Genomic DNA, 16,004 nt, shown 5'->3' with positions numbered 1-16,004 from the left:
CCCATTCATCATGATCACGCAGGAGTCCCCTTGCTATGGGCTTTAGGCCCAAGCCTGCGCGTGTGACCGGCACGCCTGGAACCCGTGTGTCTAGCAACGCGAGACCACGTGCGTCCCATCCGCTCCCGCCTTCGGCCATCGATCTGTTCCAGGTTCTCGAGAACGCCAGCGACGTGATGTACACCCACGATGGAGCTGGGCATTTCACGTGGGTGAACGCAGCTGCGGAGCGAGTCTCGGGTTACAGCCGGGATGAGCTTCTCAGCATGAACATTCTCGACCTGCTAGCTCCGGAGCAGGCGCCAACCGTGCGTGCCCGCTGGGCCGACCGTCGTCCAGGAGAGCTGCCCGTTCCCTTTACCGCAGAAATCATCGTCAAGGACGGCTCCCGGCGCACGTTGGAGGTGGGTCACTGCTTGACCGAGGGTGGATCGTCGGCCTCCATCCTGAGCATCGGGCGAGATGTGACAAGACATGTCCGCGCCGAGCTGGATCTGCGCGAGAGCGAAGAACGCTTCCGCGCCTTCGTCGAGCAATCGTCCGACATGCTCGCGCTTCTCGACGAGCAAGGCAAGGTCATTTACCAGAGCCACTCGATCACATCACATCTTGGCTATCTGCCTGAAGAAGTGGTGGGAAGGTCGTGCTTCGACTTTGTGCATCCGGAAGACCTCGAGACGGCGCTCGTAGGATTCCGCCAGGGACTCGAAGATCCCGGCAAGGGCGACGCGATCCTGCTGCGCCTGCAGCACAGGCTGGGACAGTGGAAATCCTTCGAAGCTGTTAGTAGCACTTATATCGTCGGTGGCCATAAGACAGGTCTGCTCGCTAGCTTCCGCTACGTAGGCGACCGGCTGGAAGCTGAGATCGAACTGCGCGCCTCGGAGGAACGCTATCGGCAGTTATTCCAACGCAATCTTGCGGGCGTATTTCTCAGCAAATTGTCAGGCGGACTGCTCGATTGCAACGATTCGTTTGCGCATATCTTCGGCTACGAATCGCGCGAGCAGATGATCAAGCTGGCTGACTTCAACCCCTACTTCGCTCCTGAGGAGCGCGACCGTTATGTTGCCCGCCTAAAACGGGAAAAGGCGCTATCGAATTTTGAAATGCGACTGCGCCGCCGCGACCGCAGCGAAGTTTGGGTACTGGAAAACGTAACCCTGCTCGAGGATGAAGACGCCGCGATGATCCAGGGCACGCTGGTGGATATCACCGAGCGCAAGCACGCCGAACAGGCATTGGCCGAGAGTGAAAGCAAGTTCCGCGCACTGGCTGAGAGCGCGACTACATCGATCCTGATCCACAACGGGCAGGGATTCATGTATTGCAACGAGGCGGCGCAAAAAGTTTGTGGATATTCCGCCGAAGAGATGCGCGAGATGACGCCTATGGATTTAGTGCATCCCGACCAGCGCGAGATGATGAGCCGCCGCGCAGCGGAGCGGCAAGCGGGCGACACCTCGATGCAGCGCTATGAGCTGCACATCGTGCACAAAGATGGCGAGGATCGCTGGCTCGATTGCTCAACCAGCGCAATTCAATTCGCCGGGGAACGGGCGATCATGGCCACCGCCTTCGAGATCACGGCCCGGACGCACGCAGAGCGGCTGCAGTCTGCGCTTTATCGGATTAGCGATTGCATCAATTCGGTGGAAGATCTGGAGCACCTCTACAAAGCCCTCCATCAGATCATCGGCGAGCTGATGTATGCGCGCAATCTGTACATCGCCCTGCTGAACGACGCCGGTGATTATCTCCAGTTCCCCTATTACATCGATGAAAACGGCATTACAGCGACAGGCCGGCCTCTCGGACGAGGAATCAGCGAATATGTCCTGCGCACGGGCAAGCCTTTGCTCGCAGGTCCGCAAGAGATTCATGCTTTGCAAGAGTCTGGCGAAATTCAGCAGAGCGGTCCCAAATGCCTGGACTGGCTCGGAGTGCCACTTCGGCAAGGCAACAAAGTCTTCGGCGTGATCGCTCTCCAGAGCTACGACGCCAATATCCGTTACCGTGAGCGCGATAAAGAAATCCTTACTTACGTTTCTCAGCACATCTCCGTTGCTGTGGCACGCAAACGGCAGGAGGAGGCGCTGCGGGCATCGGAAGCGCGGCACCGGTCTTTGGTCGAAAGCGCCGTTTACGGAATGTATCGCTCCACGCTCGATGGCAGATTCCTCGACGTGAATCCCGCGCTGGTGCAGATGCTGGGATACTCCTCAGCCGAAGAGCTACTAACAGTCGATATGGCTCGCGACATCTATGCTGATGCCGACCAGCGCGCCGCGATTCTTCAGGCATACAGCCAATCAGGACGATTGAGCACTTGCGAACTGCGCTGGAAGCGAAAAGACGGGCACCAGATCACAGTGCGTCTGAGCGGAACTCCGTTCAAGAACGAGCAAGGCGAGACTCTCGGCTTCGACATGATCGCCGAAGACATCTCCGAGCGCCGCACACTGGAAGAGCAGCTGCGGCAGTCACAAAAAATGGAAGCCGTCGGACGCCTCGCCGGAGGCATCGCCCATGACTTCAATAACCTGCTCACCGTAATTAAAGGCTACAGCGAGCTGATGCTCGACGATCTCGACGCCGCCCACCCACTTCGACATGAAGTGGACGAGGTCAGGAAAGCTGCAGACCGCGCGGCGTCGCTCACGCGTCAATTGCTTGCCTTTAGTCGCCAGCAGGTGCTCGCACCCAAGGTCCTCGATCTGAACCTGGTAGTGCACAACATGGACAAGCTCCTGCACCGGCTTCTCGGAGAGGACATTGATCTGTTCACCGTGCTCGAGCAAGGGTTAGGCCGCGTAAAGGCCGATCCCGGACAGGTGGAGCAGGTCGTCATGAACCTCGCGGTCAACGCGCGAGATGCGATGCCACAAGGTGGCAAACTGACGATTGAAACCGTCAATATCGACCTCGACGAGGCTTATGTTCGCGATCACCCGGCTGTGAAGGCTGGCCGCTACGTCATGATTGCCGTCAGCGACAACGGCACGGGAATGCCGGACAAAGTGAAGTCACGCATCTTCGAGCCCTTCTTCACGACGAAGGAGGTAGGAAAAGGTACCGGTTTGGGACTATCCACGGTGTACGGAATTGTCAAGCAGAGCGGCGGTTATATTTGGGTGTACAGCGAAGTCGATCGCGGATCGACATTCAAGGTTTATTTGCCGCGCGTGGACGCTCCTGTCGAAGCTCCCATTTCGCGCTCGCTCCAGCCGGCTCGACACGGGAGCGAAACCGTTCTGCTGGTGGAAGACGAAGACGGCGTGCGTTCCCTCATCCGTCAGGTTTTACACAAGCACGGATACAACGTCCTCGAGGCACGGAACAGTGGCGAAGCGCTTCTGATGTGTGAACGCCATCCGGGCAAAATCGACATGCTGCTCACCGATGTCGTGCTCCAACAGATGAGCGGACGCGAACTCGCCGAACGATTACTGAAGCTTCGTCCCGAAATGAAGGTGCTCTATGTCTCCGGTTATGCCGATGATGCCATCGTTCATCATGGCGTCCTCACCGCAGGCATGGCCTTCCTGCAAAAACCTTTCACCACGGAGGCGCTCGCTCGCAAGATCCGCTACGTCCTCGATGGTCCACTTCAGTTAATCGGAGCTCGCGACTGACTGTTCGCTTTCGCCTCCAAAAGTTTCGGATTCGAACAGTATCCCACGCAAATCCCACCATCCGCTAACGCTAAGTACCACAATCGATTCTATTTACCGACTCGCGCCACCTCGGCCTTTGCTTGATGTAGTTGGCAGAGGGCTTGCTCTTTTGCTGGATGAGCCGAAATGAGCAGTACCGGCCGCCGATTTTGGGGAGGGTCACGACTTCCAGTCGTGCCGAAATGAGAGAAGCCTACACCCTTGCATTTTTTCATGGTTTCAGGCGCGGCTGAACGCGCCAACAAAGAGGGGAATAGGGGCTCTAGTACGGGACGGATAGAAGCCGTACCCATGCCTAAATCCGCCGCCGGAACTGCTCGTGCTCCCTTTGAAGGTCTTTAATACGTGTCTTTCTCAACCGAATCGGAGATTGCAGTGACGGACTCATACTCCACCTCCCTGGCTGCCGGAACAGGCGTGGCTACCAAACCCAAACGCGTCCTTGTTGCCGACGATCAGCAGGATGTGCTGCATGCGATCTCGCTCCTTCTGAAACTTGAAGGATTCGAATCGCAGACGGTGATGCACCCTGCCGCCGTGATCGAAGCGCTCGGAAGCAGCAATTTCGATCTCCTGATCATGGACCTCAATTACACCCTCGACACCACTTCGGGAACGGAAGGTCTTGACCTGATCTCGAGTATTCGCAAAATCAATACTGCACTTCCCGTTTTGGTCATCACTGCCTGGGGAACTATCGAGCTCGCAGTGGAAGCCCTGCAACGCGGGGCCTCGGACTTTATCCAAAAGCCCTGGACGAACTCTCAGCTGATCCAGAAATCCCGCGACCTGATCGCCCGCGCCGAACAGGCCCGTAAGGCCAGGGTCCAACTGGAAGAAGAGCAGCAGGAGTCCGTAGAGATTCAGCGCAAACTGCTCTCCCTGACCTTACCTGCGCAGCACGGGATAACGGTGAGCGGCGACTCGCGCTCGATGCGTTACGTGGGCGGCGACTACTGCCATCTGACAGCACTCACTCCCTCAAAGTTCGCTGTTTCCATCGCCGACGTAGCCGGCAAAGGCGTACCCGGCGCGCTCCTGACCGCGAGCCTCAGAGGTCTGGAGAAAAGCATCGTCATGCATGATGTCCATCCCCAGCAGCTTTGCAGTTCTCTGAACGAGGCACTGGTGGAGATCATGCCCATCGGCAAGTTTGTGTCGTTCTTTTTCGCCGTCATCGATACCGAGTCCCGCAATCTTTCGTACAGCAACGCCGGGCACAATCCGCCGATACTCGTCCGCGCTGATGGCACCGCGCTCGAACTACGCGTTGGCGGAGGTGTTCTGGGCCTTTTCTCCGATTGGACCTACGAGCAAACTCAGCTGAAACTCGAGACCGGCGACCGCCTGGTGCTCTACACCGACGGAATCACTGAAGCCGAAACCCGCGACAATGAAGAGTTCGGGATCGAGCGAGTGAAAGAGATCATGATTCGCCATCGCACCGGCTCAGCCGAAGAGATCCAGCGCAGTTTGATGCAGGCTGTGGCTTTGCACTGCGAGGAACGATTTCACGACGACGCCACAGTGGTCGTGATTGCTGTGCAATAGCCTTGGCCGTGGCCTTATCCTTCCCTTGCATTCCGAACCGCCGGTTTTTCGGCGGGAGGAATCCCTACTGTGCCGATAAGGTATGAACCGTGCGACCAGCTTTCGCAAGCCACGGATTAGACCGTCCCGGCCGCGATTCCAGCGCTGTAGGGAGGGCACGAATTCCAAGTCGTGCCGAATGAGAGATGCCTACGTCATTTTATTTTTTAGTGGCTTGAGCCGCCGCTGAAGCTGCACCAAAGAGGAAACAGGGACTCTACTATGGCACGCATAGATCCGTGCCCTACAGCTGCTCTGCATCGAGTTTGACGCAGCCTCTAAGCCGCCCGTTTCAAAGTCAACTCTTCCCGAATCGACAACCTCGCCAACATTTTCGGATCCCGAAGCAGCTTTGCCGCACCGAGGAGCACGTTGTTAAACGGATCGTCCGCCACCAAAACAGGCAATCCGGTAAGCTTCCGGAAGCGCGCCTCGATATTCCGCAATTGGGAAACTCCGCCGGCAAGCACAATTCCGCGATTTCTGATGTCGCCAAGCAGCTCCGGCGGAGCATGCTCGATGGCATTCAAAATTGCCGTGCCAATGCGGTCGAGGGCTTCTGCGAGAATGTCGCGAATCTCCACGTCGGTGAGTGACACGTCGCGTGGCATTCCCGTCGCGAGATCGCGTCCGGTAACACCGTAGTGCAGACCACGTTCCAGCGGAGCGGCCGAGCCCATCTCCAGCTTGATCTGCTCCGCAGTAGAGTCACCAATCAGAACGTGGTGTTTCGACCGAAGATAGTCGGCGATTGCCCGATCCATATCCAGACCGCCGACAGGCATCGAGCGCGAATAGACCAATCCGCCGAAAGAGACCACAGCTACTTCTGTCGTGCCGCCGCCGATAGCAGCGATTACACTGCCCGTCGGAGTGGTGATTGGCAGGCCGACGCCAACAGCTATCAAGAGGGTTTGCTCAACCAGCAAAACATCGCTCGCGTTCGCCCGCGTGGCTGCCGCCACGACTGCACGCCGCTCCAGAGGAGTAGCCGAGGAAGGCACAGCGATAATCATGCCCGGATTTCTCAACCGCCTTGGCTGCGCCCGATGCAGGAAAAACTTGAGCATCGCTGCCGTCGCATCGAGGTCCGCGACCTTACCATTGCGCAGCGGACTCACTACTTCGATGAATCGCGAAGTGCGTCCCAGGATCTCCTTAGCGTCTGTGCCAAATGCCACAGTTTCGCCGGTAAGGATGTTGCGGGCTACCAGAGAAGGCTCATTCAGCAGGAGTCCGCGCACAGGATGATAGATACGCGTGTTCGAGCTGCCCAGATCAAGGATGAGGCTGTTCGTGGACGAATCGCCAAAGGGAAAGAGAACGCGCCTACCGAGTTGACCGAGGCCGAGGGTGCCCATAGAGCGAAACCAGCTACTTGCACTGAATTGAGATGAGAATTCAGCAGAATACGTTCGCTGGCTTCTTCCTTAGTCATTCCGAAGCACCGGGTTTTTGGCGGTAAGGAATCCCTATGGGTAGCACGAACTTGAGGTAAACATAGGCGTTATGTTCGAAAAGCATGGCCAGAATAAAACTTGTGGCAAATGTAGAGATTTCTCGGCTGCGCTCGGAATGACAAGCGCGCCTGCACATGGAATGAGCTTGTTAAACTAGAACGTCCATGCGCCATCTCTCCGGATCAGAAACGCGCGAGACCTTCCTTCGCTTCTTTGAGAGCAAAGGACACCGCCGCGTCCATTCTTCATCATTGGTACCTGCAAACGATCCCACGCTCCTCTTCACCAACGCCGGAATGAACCAGTTCAAAGATGTCTTTCTCGGCATCGAGAAACGCGACTATTCCCGCGCAACCACGTCGCAGAAATGCGTCCGGGCAGGCGGCAAGCACAACGATCTCGAAAATGTCGGCTTCACCCGCCGACATCACACGTTTTTCGAGATGCTGGGAAATTTCTCCTTCGGCGACTACTTCAAGAAGGACGCAATCGCTTATGCGTGGGAGCTGGTGACCTCCGACGACTGGTACGGGCTGCCGAAGGAAAAGCTATACGCCACGATCTTCAAAGGCGAACAAGGCGTTCCCAAGGACGAAGAAGCAGAAGGCTTTTGGCGCGCTGTGGGAGTTCCGCGGGAGCGCATCTTCGCTATGGGAATGAAGGACAACTTCTGGATGATGGGTGACACCGGGCCCTGTGGTCCGTGCAGCGAGATCCACTACGACATGGGCCCAGCAGCATCCGACGAAGGCCACACCGACTGCAAGTTCCCCTGCGACTGCGGACGTTATGTTGAGATCTGGAACCTCGTCTTCATGCAGTTTGATCGTAGTCCCCAAGGCGAATTAACGCCGCTGCCCAAGCCGTCAATCGATACCGGAATGGGACTGGAGCGCGTTGCTGCTGTATTGCAGGGAGTGCTGTCGAATTACGACACCGACCTATTTACGCCGCTCACCAAGCGAGCTGCAGAATTGACCGGCACTGATTTGAAGAAAGAGCTGGCGGCGGAACAGCACACACGGTCAGCTGCATCGCTGCGCGTAATCGCCGACCACGCGCGTGCCTGCACATTTCTAATTAGCGATGGGGTTTTACCCGCCAATGAAGGGCGGGGATATGTGCTGCGCAAGATCCTGCGTCGCGGCATTCGTCATGGACGCCTGTTGGGGCAGACGAAACCGTTTATGCACGAGATGGTCTACGCGGTCCGCGACCTGATGAAGGACGCGTATCCCGAATTGGTTGAGAGCGTAAAGCGCGTTGCCGATGTGATTCTGTCGGAGGAAAAAAGATTCGCCAATACTCTCGACCTGGGACTTAGGAAGCTTGAAGAAGATTTCCAGCCATTGATTACGAGCAAGAACAGACACAGCGTTCAATACAGTGGCGATCGGGCCTTCAAGCTGTATGACACCTTCGGTCTGCCGCTGGACTTCATGGTTGATGCCGCGCGCGATCAGGGCATTGAGTTCGATCAACCGGGTTTCGATCGCGCGATGCAAGAGCAGCGCGAGCGTGCTCGTGCCTCTTGGAAAGGCGGAGCGAAGCAGACTGCGAGTCCGATCTATCGTGATCTCGACAAAACAGTCTTCGAAGGTTACAAGCAGACTGTTTCAGGCGACTGCGAAGTTCTCGCAATCGTTAAAGACGGTCAAGGCGTTCCCGAATTGAAAGCCGGCGAAGAAGGTGAAATCGTGCTGGATCACACACCCTTCTACGCCGATTCCGGCGGGCAGGTGGGCGACATCGGCCTCTTCCGCGACAGTTCCGGCAACGTGATCGCAGATGTAAACGGTTGCGTGATGCCGGTCCAGGGGGTCCGTGCGCACAAAGTGAAGGCACGCCAACCGATCCATCTTGGACAAAAGCTCGAAGCGGTTGTGCATGCTGATGTTCGTGAAGCGACGAAACGGAATCACACCGGAACGCACCTTTTGCACGCCGCTCTGCGCGAGACTCTCGGCAAACACGTGAAGCAGGCGGGATCGCTGGTTGCCCCAGGACACCTTCGCTTCGACTTTTCGCATTTCACCTCAGTTGCCGACGAAGAGTTGCAGGACATCGAAGACCTGATGAACCGCGAGGTGCTGAGGAATGCCCGGGTTGAGACCTTCGAAGACGTGCCGCTCGATGTAGCCATCAACGAATTCAAAGCCATGGCCCTCTTCGGCGAGAAATATGGCGAACGCGTCCGTGTAGTGAAAATTGGCGACTTCTCCACCGAACTCTGCGGCGGTACTCACACACTTGCGACCGGCGAGATTGGCCTGCTGAAGATTCTCCGCGAAGGCAGCGTCTCCTCAGGCGTCCGCCGCGTGGAAGCTGTAAGTGGCGAAGGTTCACTACAGCACTTCCGCAAAGACCATCAGCTTCAGCACGTAGTCTCCACATTCATCGGCCGCTCCGACGACGCCCCAGCTCAGGCGCTCAAGAGCGAATTGGAACGCCGCGACGAAGAGATTCGCCGCCTGCGCAAAGAACTCGAGCAGATGCGCATGAAATCAGCCTCCTCTGCCGTTTCCGCTGCCGCCGATCAGGTCCAGGAAGCAAACGGCATCAAGGTGCTCACGCAACGAGTCGATAACCTGGAACGCAATCAGATGCGCACGCTGGTCGATAACATGCGCAACAAGCTTGGTTCAGGAGTCGTAGTGCTCGGGTCAGTCCAAGACGGCAAAGTCGCGCTAATCGTAGGTGTAACCAAAGACCTGACCACGCGCGTCCAAGCAGGCAAAATCATCGCCGAAGTAGCAAAGAAAGTGGGCGGCAAAGGCGGAGGGCGGCCCGATCTTGCCGAGGCCGGCGGCTCAGAACCCGGCGCACTCGATTCGGCGCTGCAAAGTTCAGTGGATGTAGTGCGGTCCTTAGCTTCTTAGACGTCACAGTGTTTCTCGTAACTTTGAGCTACTCGCCTTCTCCTGATCGCCGCTCTTCAGATCCTTCACCGCATATTCATTGGATGCAACTTCGTTCTCGCCGACGATTACGACTTTCGAGATTCCCAGTTTCTCTGCTGTCTCGAACGACTTTTTCAACCTGAAGCTCTCATCGCCCAGCTCCACTCGAACACCCTGAGAACGAAGCTCGAATGCGAGCTTCGCAGCCGGAACATTCATTCCTTCGCCTAGTGGAGCAACATAAGCCTGCGGTGCCGAAATGAAACTTGAACTCTCTTCTCCAGCGGCCAAGGCGATGACGAACCGGTCTTCACCAATTGCGAAGCCGATACCGGGCGCGCGAGGTCCCCCGAGGGCTTCGGAGAGTCCGTCATAGCGGCCTCCTCCTAAAATGGCATTCTGTGCACCGAGACTTCCCTGTGTAAATTCGAACGCGGTGCGCGTGTAATAATCGAGTCCCCGAACGAGTCGATCATTGAGCACAAACGGAACTCCGGTCGCATGCAGGATTTTCTGCACTTCTTCGAAATGCTTCCGATCCGCCTCATCCAGGAATCCCGAAATCCGCGGCAGCGTTTCGATAATCGGCTGATCGTCGGGAACCTTACAGTCGAAGACTCGTAGTGGATTTGTCACTGCACGTCGCTGGCAATCCGTGCACATTCGATCGACCACTCCGCTCAGTGCCTTTCGCAAAGCCTCGTTGTAGGCTGGACGCGAGCTTGCAGACCCAACTGAGTTGAGCTGCAACGTCCAGTCCTTAATCTCAAGCCGGTTTAGGAGCATCACCAGCATCTCGAGGACTTCGGCATCACGCAAAGGTGATTCGCTTCCTGCAGAGGGCGGTCCGATTACCTCTGCTCCGATTTGGTAGAACTGCCGATATCGTCCCTTCTGCGGACGCTCACGGCGAAACTGAGGTCCGATGTAGTAGAGCTTTTGAAGCGCCGGACGCTCCCACAACTTGTGCTCGATATAAGCGCGCACAACTCCAGCCGTGTTCTCTGGGCGCAGTGTTAAAGACTGTGCCTTCTCCGATTGCGCACGCGCCCTGTCTTCCCACGTGTACATCTCTTTCGACACTATGTCCGTTGCTTCGCCGACACCACGAGCAAAGAGTTGCGTGTCTTCGAAGATGGGAGTGCGAATTTCGGAAAAGTTGTAGAGGGTGAAGACTTCGCGCGCCGTCTGCTCCACCCGGTTCCAGAGCTCAGTCTCTGGTGGCAGCAGGTCGCGCGTGCCGCGCACGGCTTTAATCGTCAATTTCGAATCACCTGGGTTTTATTTAACCACGGAGACATCAAGGCAAGAACGATTGGGTTTTCTCCCAACCCCACATCCCTGTGAAACGGGCTTACCGAGCGCTCGCGATGTACTGGGCTTCGACTCGGCGCGCATTGCTTTCGGGAACTGGATATTCCATGTGACGCGCGGTTGCCCGTCCTACGGCAGCTCCATACATCAATGCGACGAGATGCAACGTCATGTCGATTCCGGCGGAAATTCCTGCGGAGGTGAAGATATTTCCGTCGTTTACTACGTGAAGATCGTCACGCACTGTGACATTGGGGAAGGTGTCGCGCATGCGTTGCAGAGACTCCCAGTGAGTAGTCGCTGAACGTCCATCCAGAATACCGGCGCCTGCGAGGAGAAACGAACCGGTGCACACCGAGCAGACCACCTTCACTTGTTGGGCACAGAGTGCAATCCATCCCAGCACGCGTTTGTTCGACTGCAAGGCACGGGTTCCCCAACCCCCAGGGACAATCAGAATGTCGAGCGGCGGATGGTTCTCAAGCGTGAAGTCGGGAAGGACGTGCATACCTCCCGTGGTCGAAATAGGATCGTCTGCCTGAGCAATCAGCACCACGCGGAAAGGCGAAGGCTCCTCGCGCCGCCGCTCTTCGTTAAGGCGCGTGGCCGAAAAAACCTCGAATGGCCCGCAGAAATCGAGGATCTCAACTTCAGGAAAGACCAGAATGCCGACAGTATGCTGCACCGAGAAACCTCTTGAATCATGCAAAAAGCAAACGCCTTGAACACGGAGGACAGGAAGATCACGGAGAAGGATACAACTGAAATCAAGCTTTTATTTCGAATTCTGACGTGCAGGAGGGCTCGCAACCACCTCGCGGCCCACGTGGTGAGCTTCGCTTTCACCCGGGGTTTTCGGTTTTCAGACGCCGTTCGTTGAGATATGTCTGCGTGTAATCGAGATAATTGCGGGCATAACGCAAGATCATCTGCTCGTCCTCTGGCCCAAGCTTCCGACGCGTTTTGCCCGGCACCCCCACTACTAGCGAATTCGGCTCGATAACGGTCTTTTCCGGAATCACCGTGCCTGCCGCGACGATTGAGCCGGCTCCGATGCGAGCGCCGTTCAGTATCACCGATCCCATCCCGATCAGGCAGGTGTCTTCGACGACGCAGCCGTGCAGCGTTACGTTATGCCCAATGGTTACCCACTCTCCGACAGTTACGGAGTACTGATTCCGCATTCCGTGTAGTACGCAGCAATCCTGAATGTTGGAATATGCCCCAATGCGGATTGAATGGACGTCGCCGCGAACAACGGCGTTCATCCAGATGCTTGCTTGCTCGCCCAGAACGACATCTCCAATCACCTGAGCGGACTCGTCCACGTAGCAGGAAGCCGGAATGGTAGGACAAATTCCCTGGTAGGAACGGATCATGTTATCAGTGTCCCGCTGTCTCACCGACACCAAGGGCGTTGGGACAGTGGGACACTCCTTAGAGTATTGTGTAAATATCTAAAACTAAATCGTTTACGTCGAAACCTCAGGATGGGAAAACCATCCGAAAAATATTTGGTGTCCCAAAGCTAAAAGACGAGGATTTTTGGGATCCTAGTCGTCACGCCGAAGTAGCAAAGTAACATGCGCCGATTTGGAGAAGTCTCCGGTTCTCCACTACCATAAGAAATCTGGGGAAAACTAGCCGAAATAGCCGTAAATTCTGGTCGAATCTGCTTGACTTGCTGGCTTAAGGCTGCAATAACTACGCAAGTCCAAATGGGAACAGTCTGGGGGTGTGGTTATTGGCGGAAGTACGTGTGCAAGAGGGTGAGCCGTTAGAAAATGCCCTCCGCCGCTTCAAGCGTAAGGTTCAAACCGAAGACATCATCAAGGAAGTAAAGCGGCATTCTTTCTACCTGAAACCGGGTGAGAAGAAGCGCGTTAAACAAGCGCTGGCTCGCAAACGGAATCGGAAGAAGGTTCGCAAAGAACAGGACTAGCAACCTCTCAAAGAGGGCCGCCTATATCGGCGGCCCTTTCTATTTGGACCAGACTTCGCAGTCGAGAAGAGTTTTGATGTAACCATTCCGCAAGGAATGGGGGCCGAACCTGAAGTTGGGAACAAGTCCCAAGAATCGAATTTCGCCCTGTAGCCACGCGGGAGTGGAGTTCGTGCAGTTCAAGGGAGAACGGGGGCTTCTCATGGAATTCCAGGACAGGCTGCTGAAGTGCATAGACTGCGGCTCTGAGTTTCTCTTCACGGCGGGCGAACAACTGTTCTTCCACGACAAGCAGTTCAAGAACGAGCCCAAGCGCTGCAAGCCCTGCAAAACAAAGCGGGCAGCGGCTGTGGGAGCGTCTCCAGCGAACTCTTATCAAAAAGTCGAAACCCGCACTACCTGCTCCCATTGCGGCAAGGAAACCACTGTGCCCTTCAAACCGACGCAGGGCCGTCCAGTGTTTTGCCGCGAATGCTTCCAGCAGCGCCGCGCGGTAAGCGCGACCGCGTAAACGACTCCCGATTGCAAGTTTTCGGTTTCAGGGAAACGTGTGTTCTATGAATGCCGAGCGACAGCGGTCTTGTCTTGCGCCGCCCGATTAGCTGATTTTTTTTTAAGGGTTGCTGTACCTTGGCGCTCTTGGCGCTTGTCCTCATGACTCACGAGCAGCGCCTCGAGTTGGCGCAGAAGATCGTTAGTATTCATGGGCTTAACCAACATCGAGTCGGCGCCTTCTTCCTTCCAATCACTGCCCAGCAACGGAAAGGCCGTGAGGATAGCCACTGCCGGATCGTAATCCTGCTTTTTAGCTTCGCGGATCACGTCGTAGCCAGCGGTTTCGGTTTCCATCCGCATGTCGGTGATAACCATTTGGTAAGAGTTTCCTGAAAGCCGGGCGATAGCTTCCTTGGCGGAGGCGGCCGTATCCACTTCAAATCCGTTGATTTCGAGTATGGCTTTCAATGTGAGAAGAATAGCGAGTTCGTCATCAACAAGCAGGATGCGACGTTTCATCGGGAATGCTCCAGGGGGACCGATACTGAGCTGTTTGAAAGTATCGAAGATGACAGAGTCATCCAGAGTACCTCAGATGCAAGTTGCACCGACTCAGGTTGCGAGGTGAACCGAGCACCTCGTTCAACGGCTATGATAACACCGTGAGGGGTTACTACATCGAGAACTTCGGATGCCGCGCCGCCCAAGCAGACGGATCGGCCATTGAACGCCAGCTTGCAAACACCGGTTTGCGACGCGTAAACGCCACTTCCGAAGCCGATATCGTCGTTCTTAACACCTGTACGGTGACTTCCGCGGCCGATCAGGACGCTCGCGCCGCCATTCGGCGCACAAAAAGAGAGCATCCAGACGCAAAAATTCTCGTTACGGGATGCTATGCGCAGCGTGCTCCGGGGGAAATTGCGGCGTTAGAGGGCGTGACTTGGGTGGTTGGAAACTCTCACAAACACCAAATCGGGAACATTATTGCCGGCTCCAGCGCTGCTTACAGCGGCGGATTTGTACCCTTAAATGCTGTTAGCGGCAGCTTTCAAGGCTCAGATTTCGCTGCAAAGATCTATACCAGCGACATCTTTGCGCACACTGAGCTGCAATCCGCGCCGGTTTTTGACGCCATTGAACGCACCCGGCCCAACCTTAAAATCCAGGATGGATGCGATAACCGCTGCTCTTTTTGCGTCATTCCGTACGTTCGGGGACGCAGTAGATCGCTCAAAATCGACGAAATTCTGCGTGAAATCCACGTTTTGGAGGCCGCTGGATACCGAGAAATCGTCATTTCCGGCATCAATTTGGGGCGTTGGGGACGCGATTTTGTCGCTCAAAAGCGCGGTTTTGGGGCTTTAAGTAGCGATTCTGACACTCAAGCGCGCCGATTTAATGCCATAGATCGCTTTGTTGAAGCGCTTCGAGTCATCCTGGAACGCACTTCGGTGGAGAAAATTCGGCTTAGTTCAATCGAGCCCATGGACTGGACCGACGACTTAATTGCCCTTATGGCGTCCTCCAAACGCATTGCCAAGCACGCCCACGTTCCCTTGCAATCCGGCAGCGATCGCATTCTGCGCAAAATGCACCGCAAATATCGTCCCTGGCATTACGCCGAAAAGCTGGAAAGGATCCGTTCCGCAATGCCTGACGCCGCCATTGGCGCCGACGTAATGGTCGGATTTCCCGGCGAAAGCGAGGAGCTGTTCGAGGAATCGCGAGCCTTCATCACGCAAATGCCATTCACGTACCTGCATGTATTCACATATTCTCCCCGGCCTGGCACTCCAGCCGCGGCAATGCCGGACCAGGTTCCTCTCGAACTCGCACGAGAACGGAATCGGGAATTGCGGAATCTGGCTGCGGAGAAGAATCTTAAATTCCGGCGTTCCTTTTTGGGAAGGACTGTCGAGGCGATTACGCTCGCGAAAGGCGATTCAGAGATGACTGAGGCCCTGAGCGATAACTATTTGAAAGTTGAGATTTGCGGGCAGCACGCAGCGAACCAGTGGATGAGGGTGAGAGCTCGCGTCCTCACGGAGCATGGAATATCGGGGGATCGGGCCCTTGAAGAATCGGGTGATCGGGTGAAGTAAAAAGAGCGCACTCGGCGTTCTGCTATTGTGACTACACGACGAGCGTTTGCGGCCGAAAGCCGAGAGCCGATAACCACTTCTTACTTCACCCGATCACCCGATTCTTCTAGGGCCCGATCCCCTCGATTTTTTCCATGCTATACTCCATTGAACTGCGCGATCCCGCGCAATCCCCCGGAGGAATGTATCGACAAACGTTTTGGCCGCAGTACTATTCGCACCAATGAGCGAATTCGCGCCCGCGAAATCCGTGTAATAGACGAAAACGGTGCTCAGCTTGGTGTAATGCAACCCTTTGAAGCCCTCAAAATTGCCCGCGAGCGTGGTTTTGACCTGGTAGAGATCTCTGCCACGGCAAATCCGCCGGTCTGCCGCATCCAGGATTACGGCAAGTTCCTGTACGAGAAAGAGAAGCAGGAGCGCGCGGCAAAGAAGAACCAGAAGATCATCACCATCAAGGAAGTGAAGTTCCGCATCAATGTGGACGAGCACGATTACGAGTTCAAAAAGAATCACGTACT

At 55.9% G+C, this 16,004-nt stretch carries 12 protein-coding genes; 7 read left to right on the top strand and 5 right to left on the bottom strand.

What is annotated here, in order from left to right; translation table 11 throughout:
* Positions 1-35: 35 nt before the first annotated feature.
* Both DMG62_21125 and DMG62_21120 read left to right on the top strand, forming a co-directional pair.
* Positions 36-3,635 carry a hypothetical protein gene (locus DMG62_21125; GenBank protein ID PYY20927.1) on the top strand — a complete coding sequence of 1,200 codons (3,600 nt, stop codon included), beginning with the start codon at positions 36-38 and terminating at the stop codon, positions 3,633-3,635.
* Positions 3,636-4,022: 387 nt separating this feature from the next.
* Positions 4,023-5,228: a hypothetical protein gene (locus tag DMG62_21120; protein ID PYY20926.1), complete on the top strand. Its 1,206-nt coding sequence runs from the start codon at positions 4,023-4,025 to the stop codon at positions 5,226-5,228.
* A 317-nt stretch (positions 5,229-5,545) separates the two neighbouring features.
* Here DMG62_21120 and DMG62_21115 read toward each other — a convergent pair whose 3' ends face one another.
* Entirely contained in the window at positions 5,546-6,628 is a 1,083-nt protein-coding gene (locus tag DMG62_21115; GenBank protein ID PYY20925.1) for a rod shape-determining protein, read from the bottom strand.
* Between the two features lie 263 nt (positions 6,629-6,891).
* Between DMG62_21115 and DMG62_21110 the strand changes: the two genes are divergently transcribed.
* Positions 6,892-9,606 carry an alanine--tRNA ligase gene (locus tag DMG62_21110; GenBank protein PYY20924.1) on the top strand — a complete coding sequence of 905 codons (2,715 nt, stop codon included), beginning with the start codon at positions 6,892-6,894 and terminating at the stop codon, positions 9,604-9,606.
* A gap of 3 nt (positions 9,607-9,609) precedes the next feature.
* Here DMG62_21110 and DMG62_21105 read toward each other — a convergent pair whose 3' ends face one another.
* The 3 genes from DMG62_21105 to DMG62_21095 all read right to left on the bottom strand — a co-directional run bounded on the left by DMG62_21105 (position 9,610) and on the right by DMG62_21095 (position 12,320).
* Positions 9,610-10,890: a histidine--tRNA ligase gene (locus DMG62_21105; GenBank protein ID PYY20923.1), complete on the bottom strand. Its 1,281-nt coding sequence runs from the start codon at positions 10,888-10,890 to the stop codon at positions 9,610-9,612.
* A 91-nt stretch (positions 10,891-10,981) separates the two neighbouring features.
* Positions 10,982-11,626: an AraC family transcriptional regulator gene (locus DMG62_21100; GenBank protein PYY20922.1), complete on the bottom strand. Its 645-nt coding sequence runs from the start codon at positions 11,624-11,626 to the stop codon at positions 10,982-10,984.
* Positions 11,627-11,783: 157 nt separating this feature from the next.
* Positions 11,784-12,320, bottom strand: coding sequence for a gamma carbonic anhydrase family protein (locus tag DMG62_21095; GenBank protein ID PYY20921.1), 537 nt, complete (start codon positions 12,318-12,320; stop codon positions 11,784-11,786).
* 365 nt (positions 12,321-12,685) lie between these two features.
* Between DMG62_21095 and DMG62_21090 the strand changes: the two genes are divergently transcribed.
* On the top strand, positions 12,686-12,883 hold the full coding sequence (locus DMG62_21090) for a 30S ribosomal protein S21 (GenBank protein ID PYY20920.1): 198 nt from the start codon (positions 12,686-12,688) through the stop codon (positions 12,881-12,883).
* 202 nt (positions 12,884-13,085) lie between these two features.
* Positions 13,086-13,394, top strand: a complete 309-nt coding sequence (locus DMG62_21085) for a zinc-binding protein (GenBank protein ID PYY20919.1) — start codon at positions 13,086-13,088, stop codon at positions 13,392-13,394.
* A 44-nt stretch (positions 13,395-13,438) separates the two neighbouring features.
* Here DMG62_21085 and DMG62_21080 read toward each other — a convergent pair whose 3' ends face one another.
* Positions 13,439-13,897: a response regulator gene (locus DMG62_21080; protein PYY20918.1), complete on the bottom strand. Its 459-nt coding sequence runs from the start codon at positions 13,895-13,897 to the stop codon at positions 13,439-13,441.
* Between the two features lie 143 nt (positions 13,898-14,040).
* Between DMG62_21080 and DMG62_21075 the strand changes: the two genes are divergently transcribed.
* Positions 14,041-15,483 carry a tRNA (N(6)-L-threonylcarbamoyladenosine(37)-C(2))-methylthiotransferase MtaB gene (locus tag DMG62_21075; GenBank protein PYY20950.1) on the top strand — a complete coding sequence of 481 codons (1,443 nt, stop codon included), beginning with the start codon at positions 14,041-14,043 and terminating at the stop codon, positions 15,481-15,483.
* A 213-nt stretch (positions 15,484-15,696) separates the two neighbouring features.
* The coding region (gene infC / locus DMG62_21070; GenBank protein PYY20949.1) for a translation initiation factor IF-3 at positions 15,697-16,004 on the top strand (308 nt) is incomplete at its 3' end.

It is taken from the genome of Acidobacteriota bacterium (assembly GCA_003225175.1).
Classification (GTDB): domain Bacteria; phylum Acidobacteriota; class Terriglobia; order Terriglobales; family Acidobacteriaceae; genus Gp1-AA112.
The sequence above is the reverse complement of the archived record's forward strand: the minus strand, read 5'-3'. Positions and strand labels throughout refer to the sequence as shown.

What these genes read in the sequence shown, in the direction of transcription:
- DMG62_21125 (PYY20927.1), top strand. Translation starts at nt 36, where the DNA reads ATGGGCTTTAGGCCCAAGCCTGCGCGTGTGACCGGCACGCCTGGAACC.
- DMG62_21115 (PYY20925.1), bottom strand. Translation starts at nt 6,628, where the DNA reads ATGGGCACCCTCGGCCTCGGTCAACTCGGTAGGCGCGTTCTCTTTCCC.
- DMG62_21110 (PYY20924.1), top strand. Translation starts at nt 6,892, where the DNA reads ATGCGCCATCTCTCCGGATCAGAAACGCGCGAGACCTTCCTTCGCTTC.
- DMG62_21095 (PYY20921.1), bottom strand. Translation starts at nt 12,320, where the DNA reads ATGATCCGTTCCTACCAGGGAATTTGTCCTACCATTCCGGCTTCCTGC.
- DMG62_21085 (PYY20919.1), top strand. Translation starts at nt 13,086, where the DNA reads ATGGAATTCCAGGACAGGCTGCTGAAGTGCATAGACTGCGGCTCTGAG.
- DMG62_21080 (PYY20918.1), bottom strand. Translation starts at nt 13,897, where the DNA reads ATGAAACGTCGCATCCTGCTTGTTGATGACGAACTCGCTATTCTTCTC.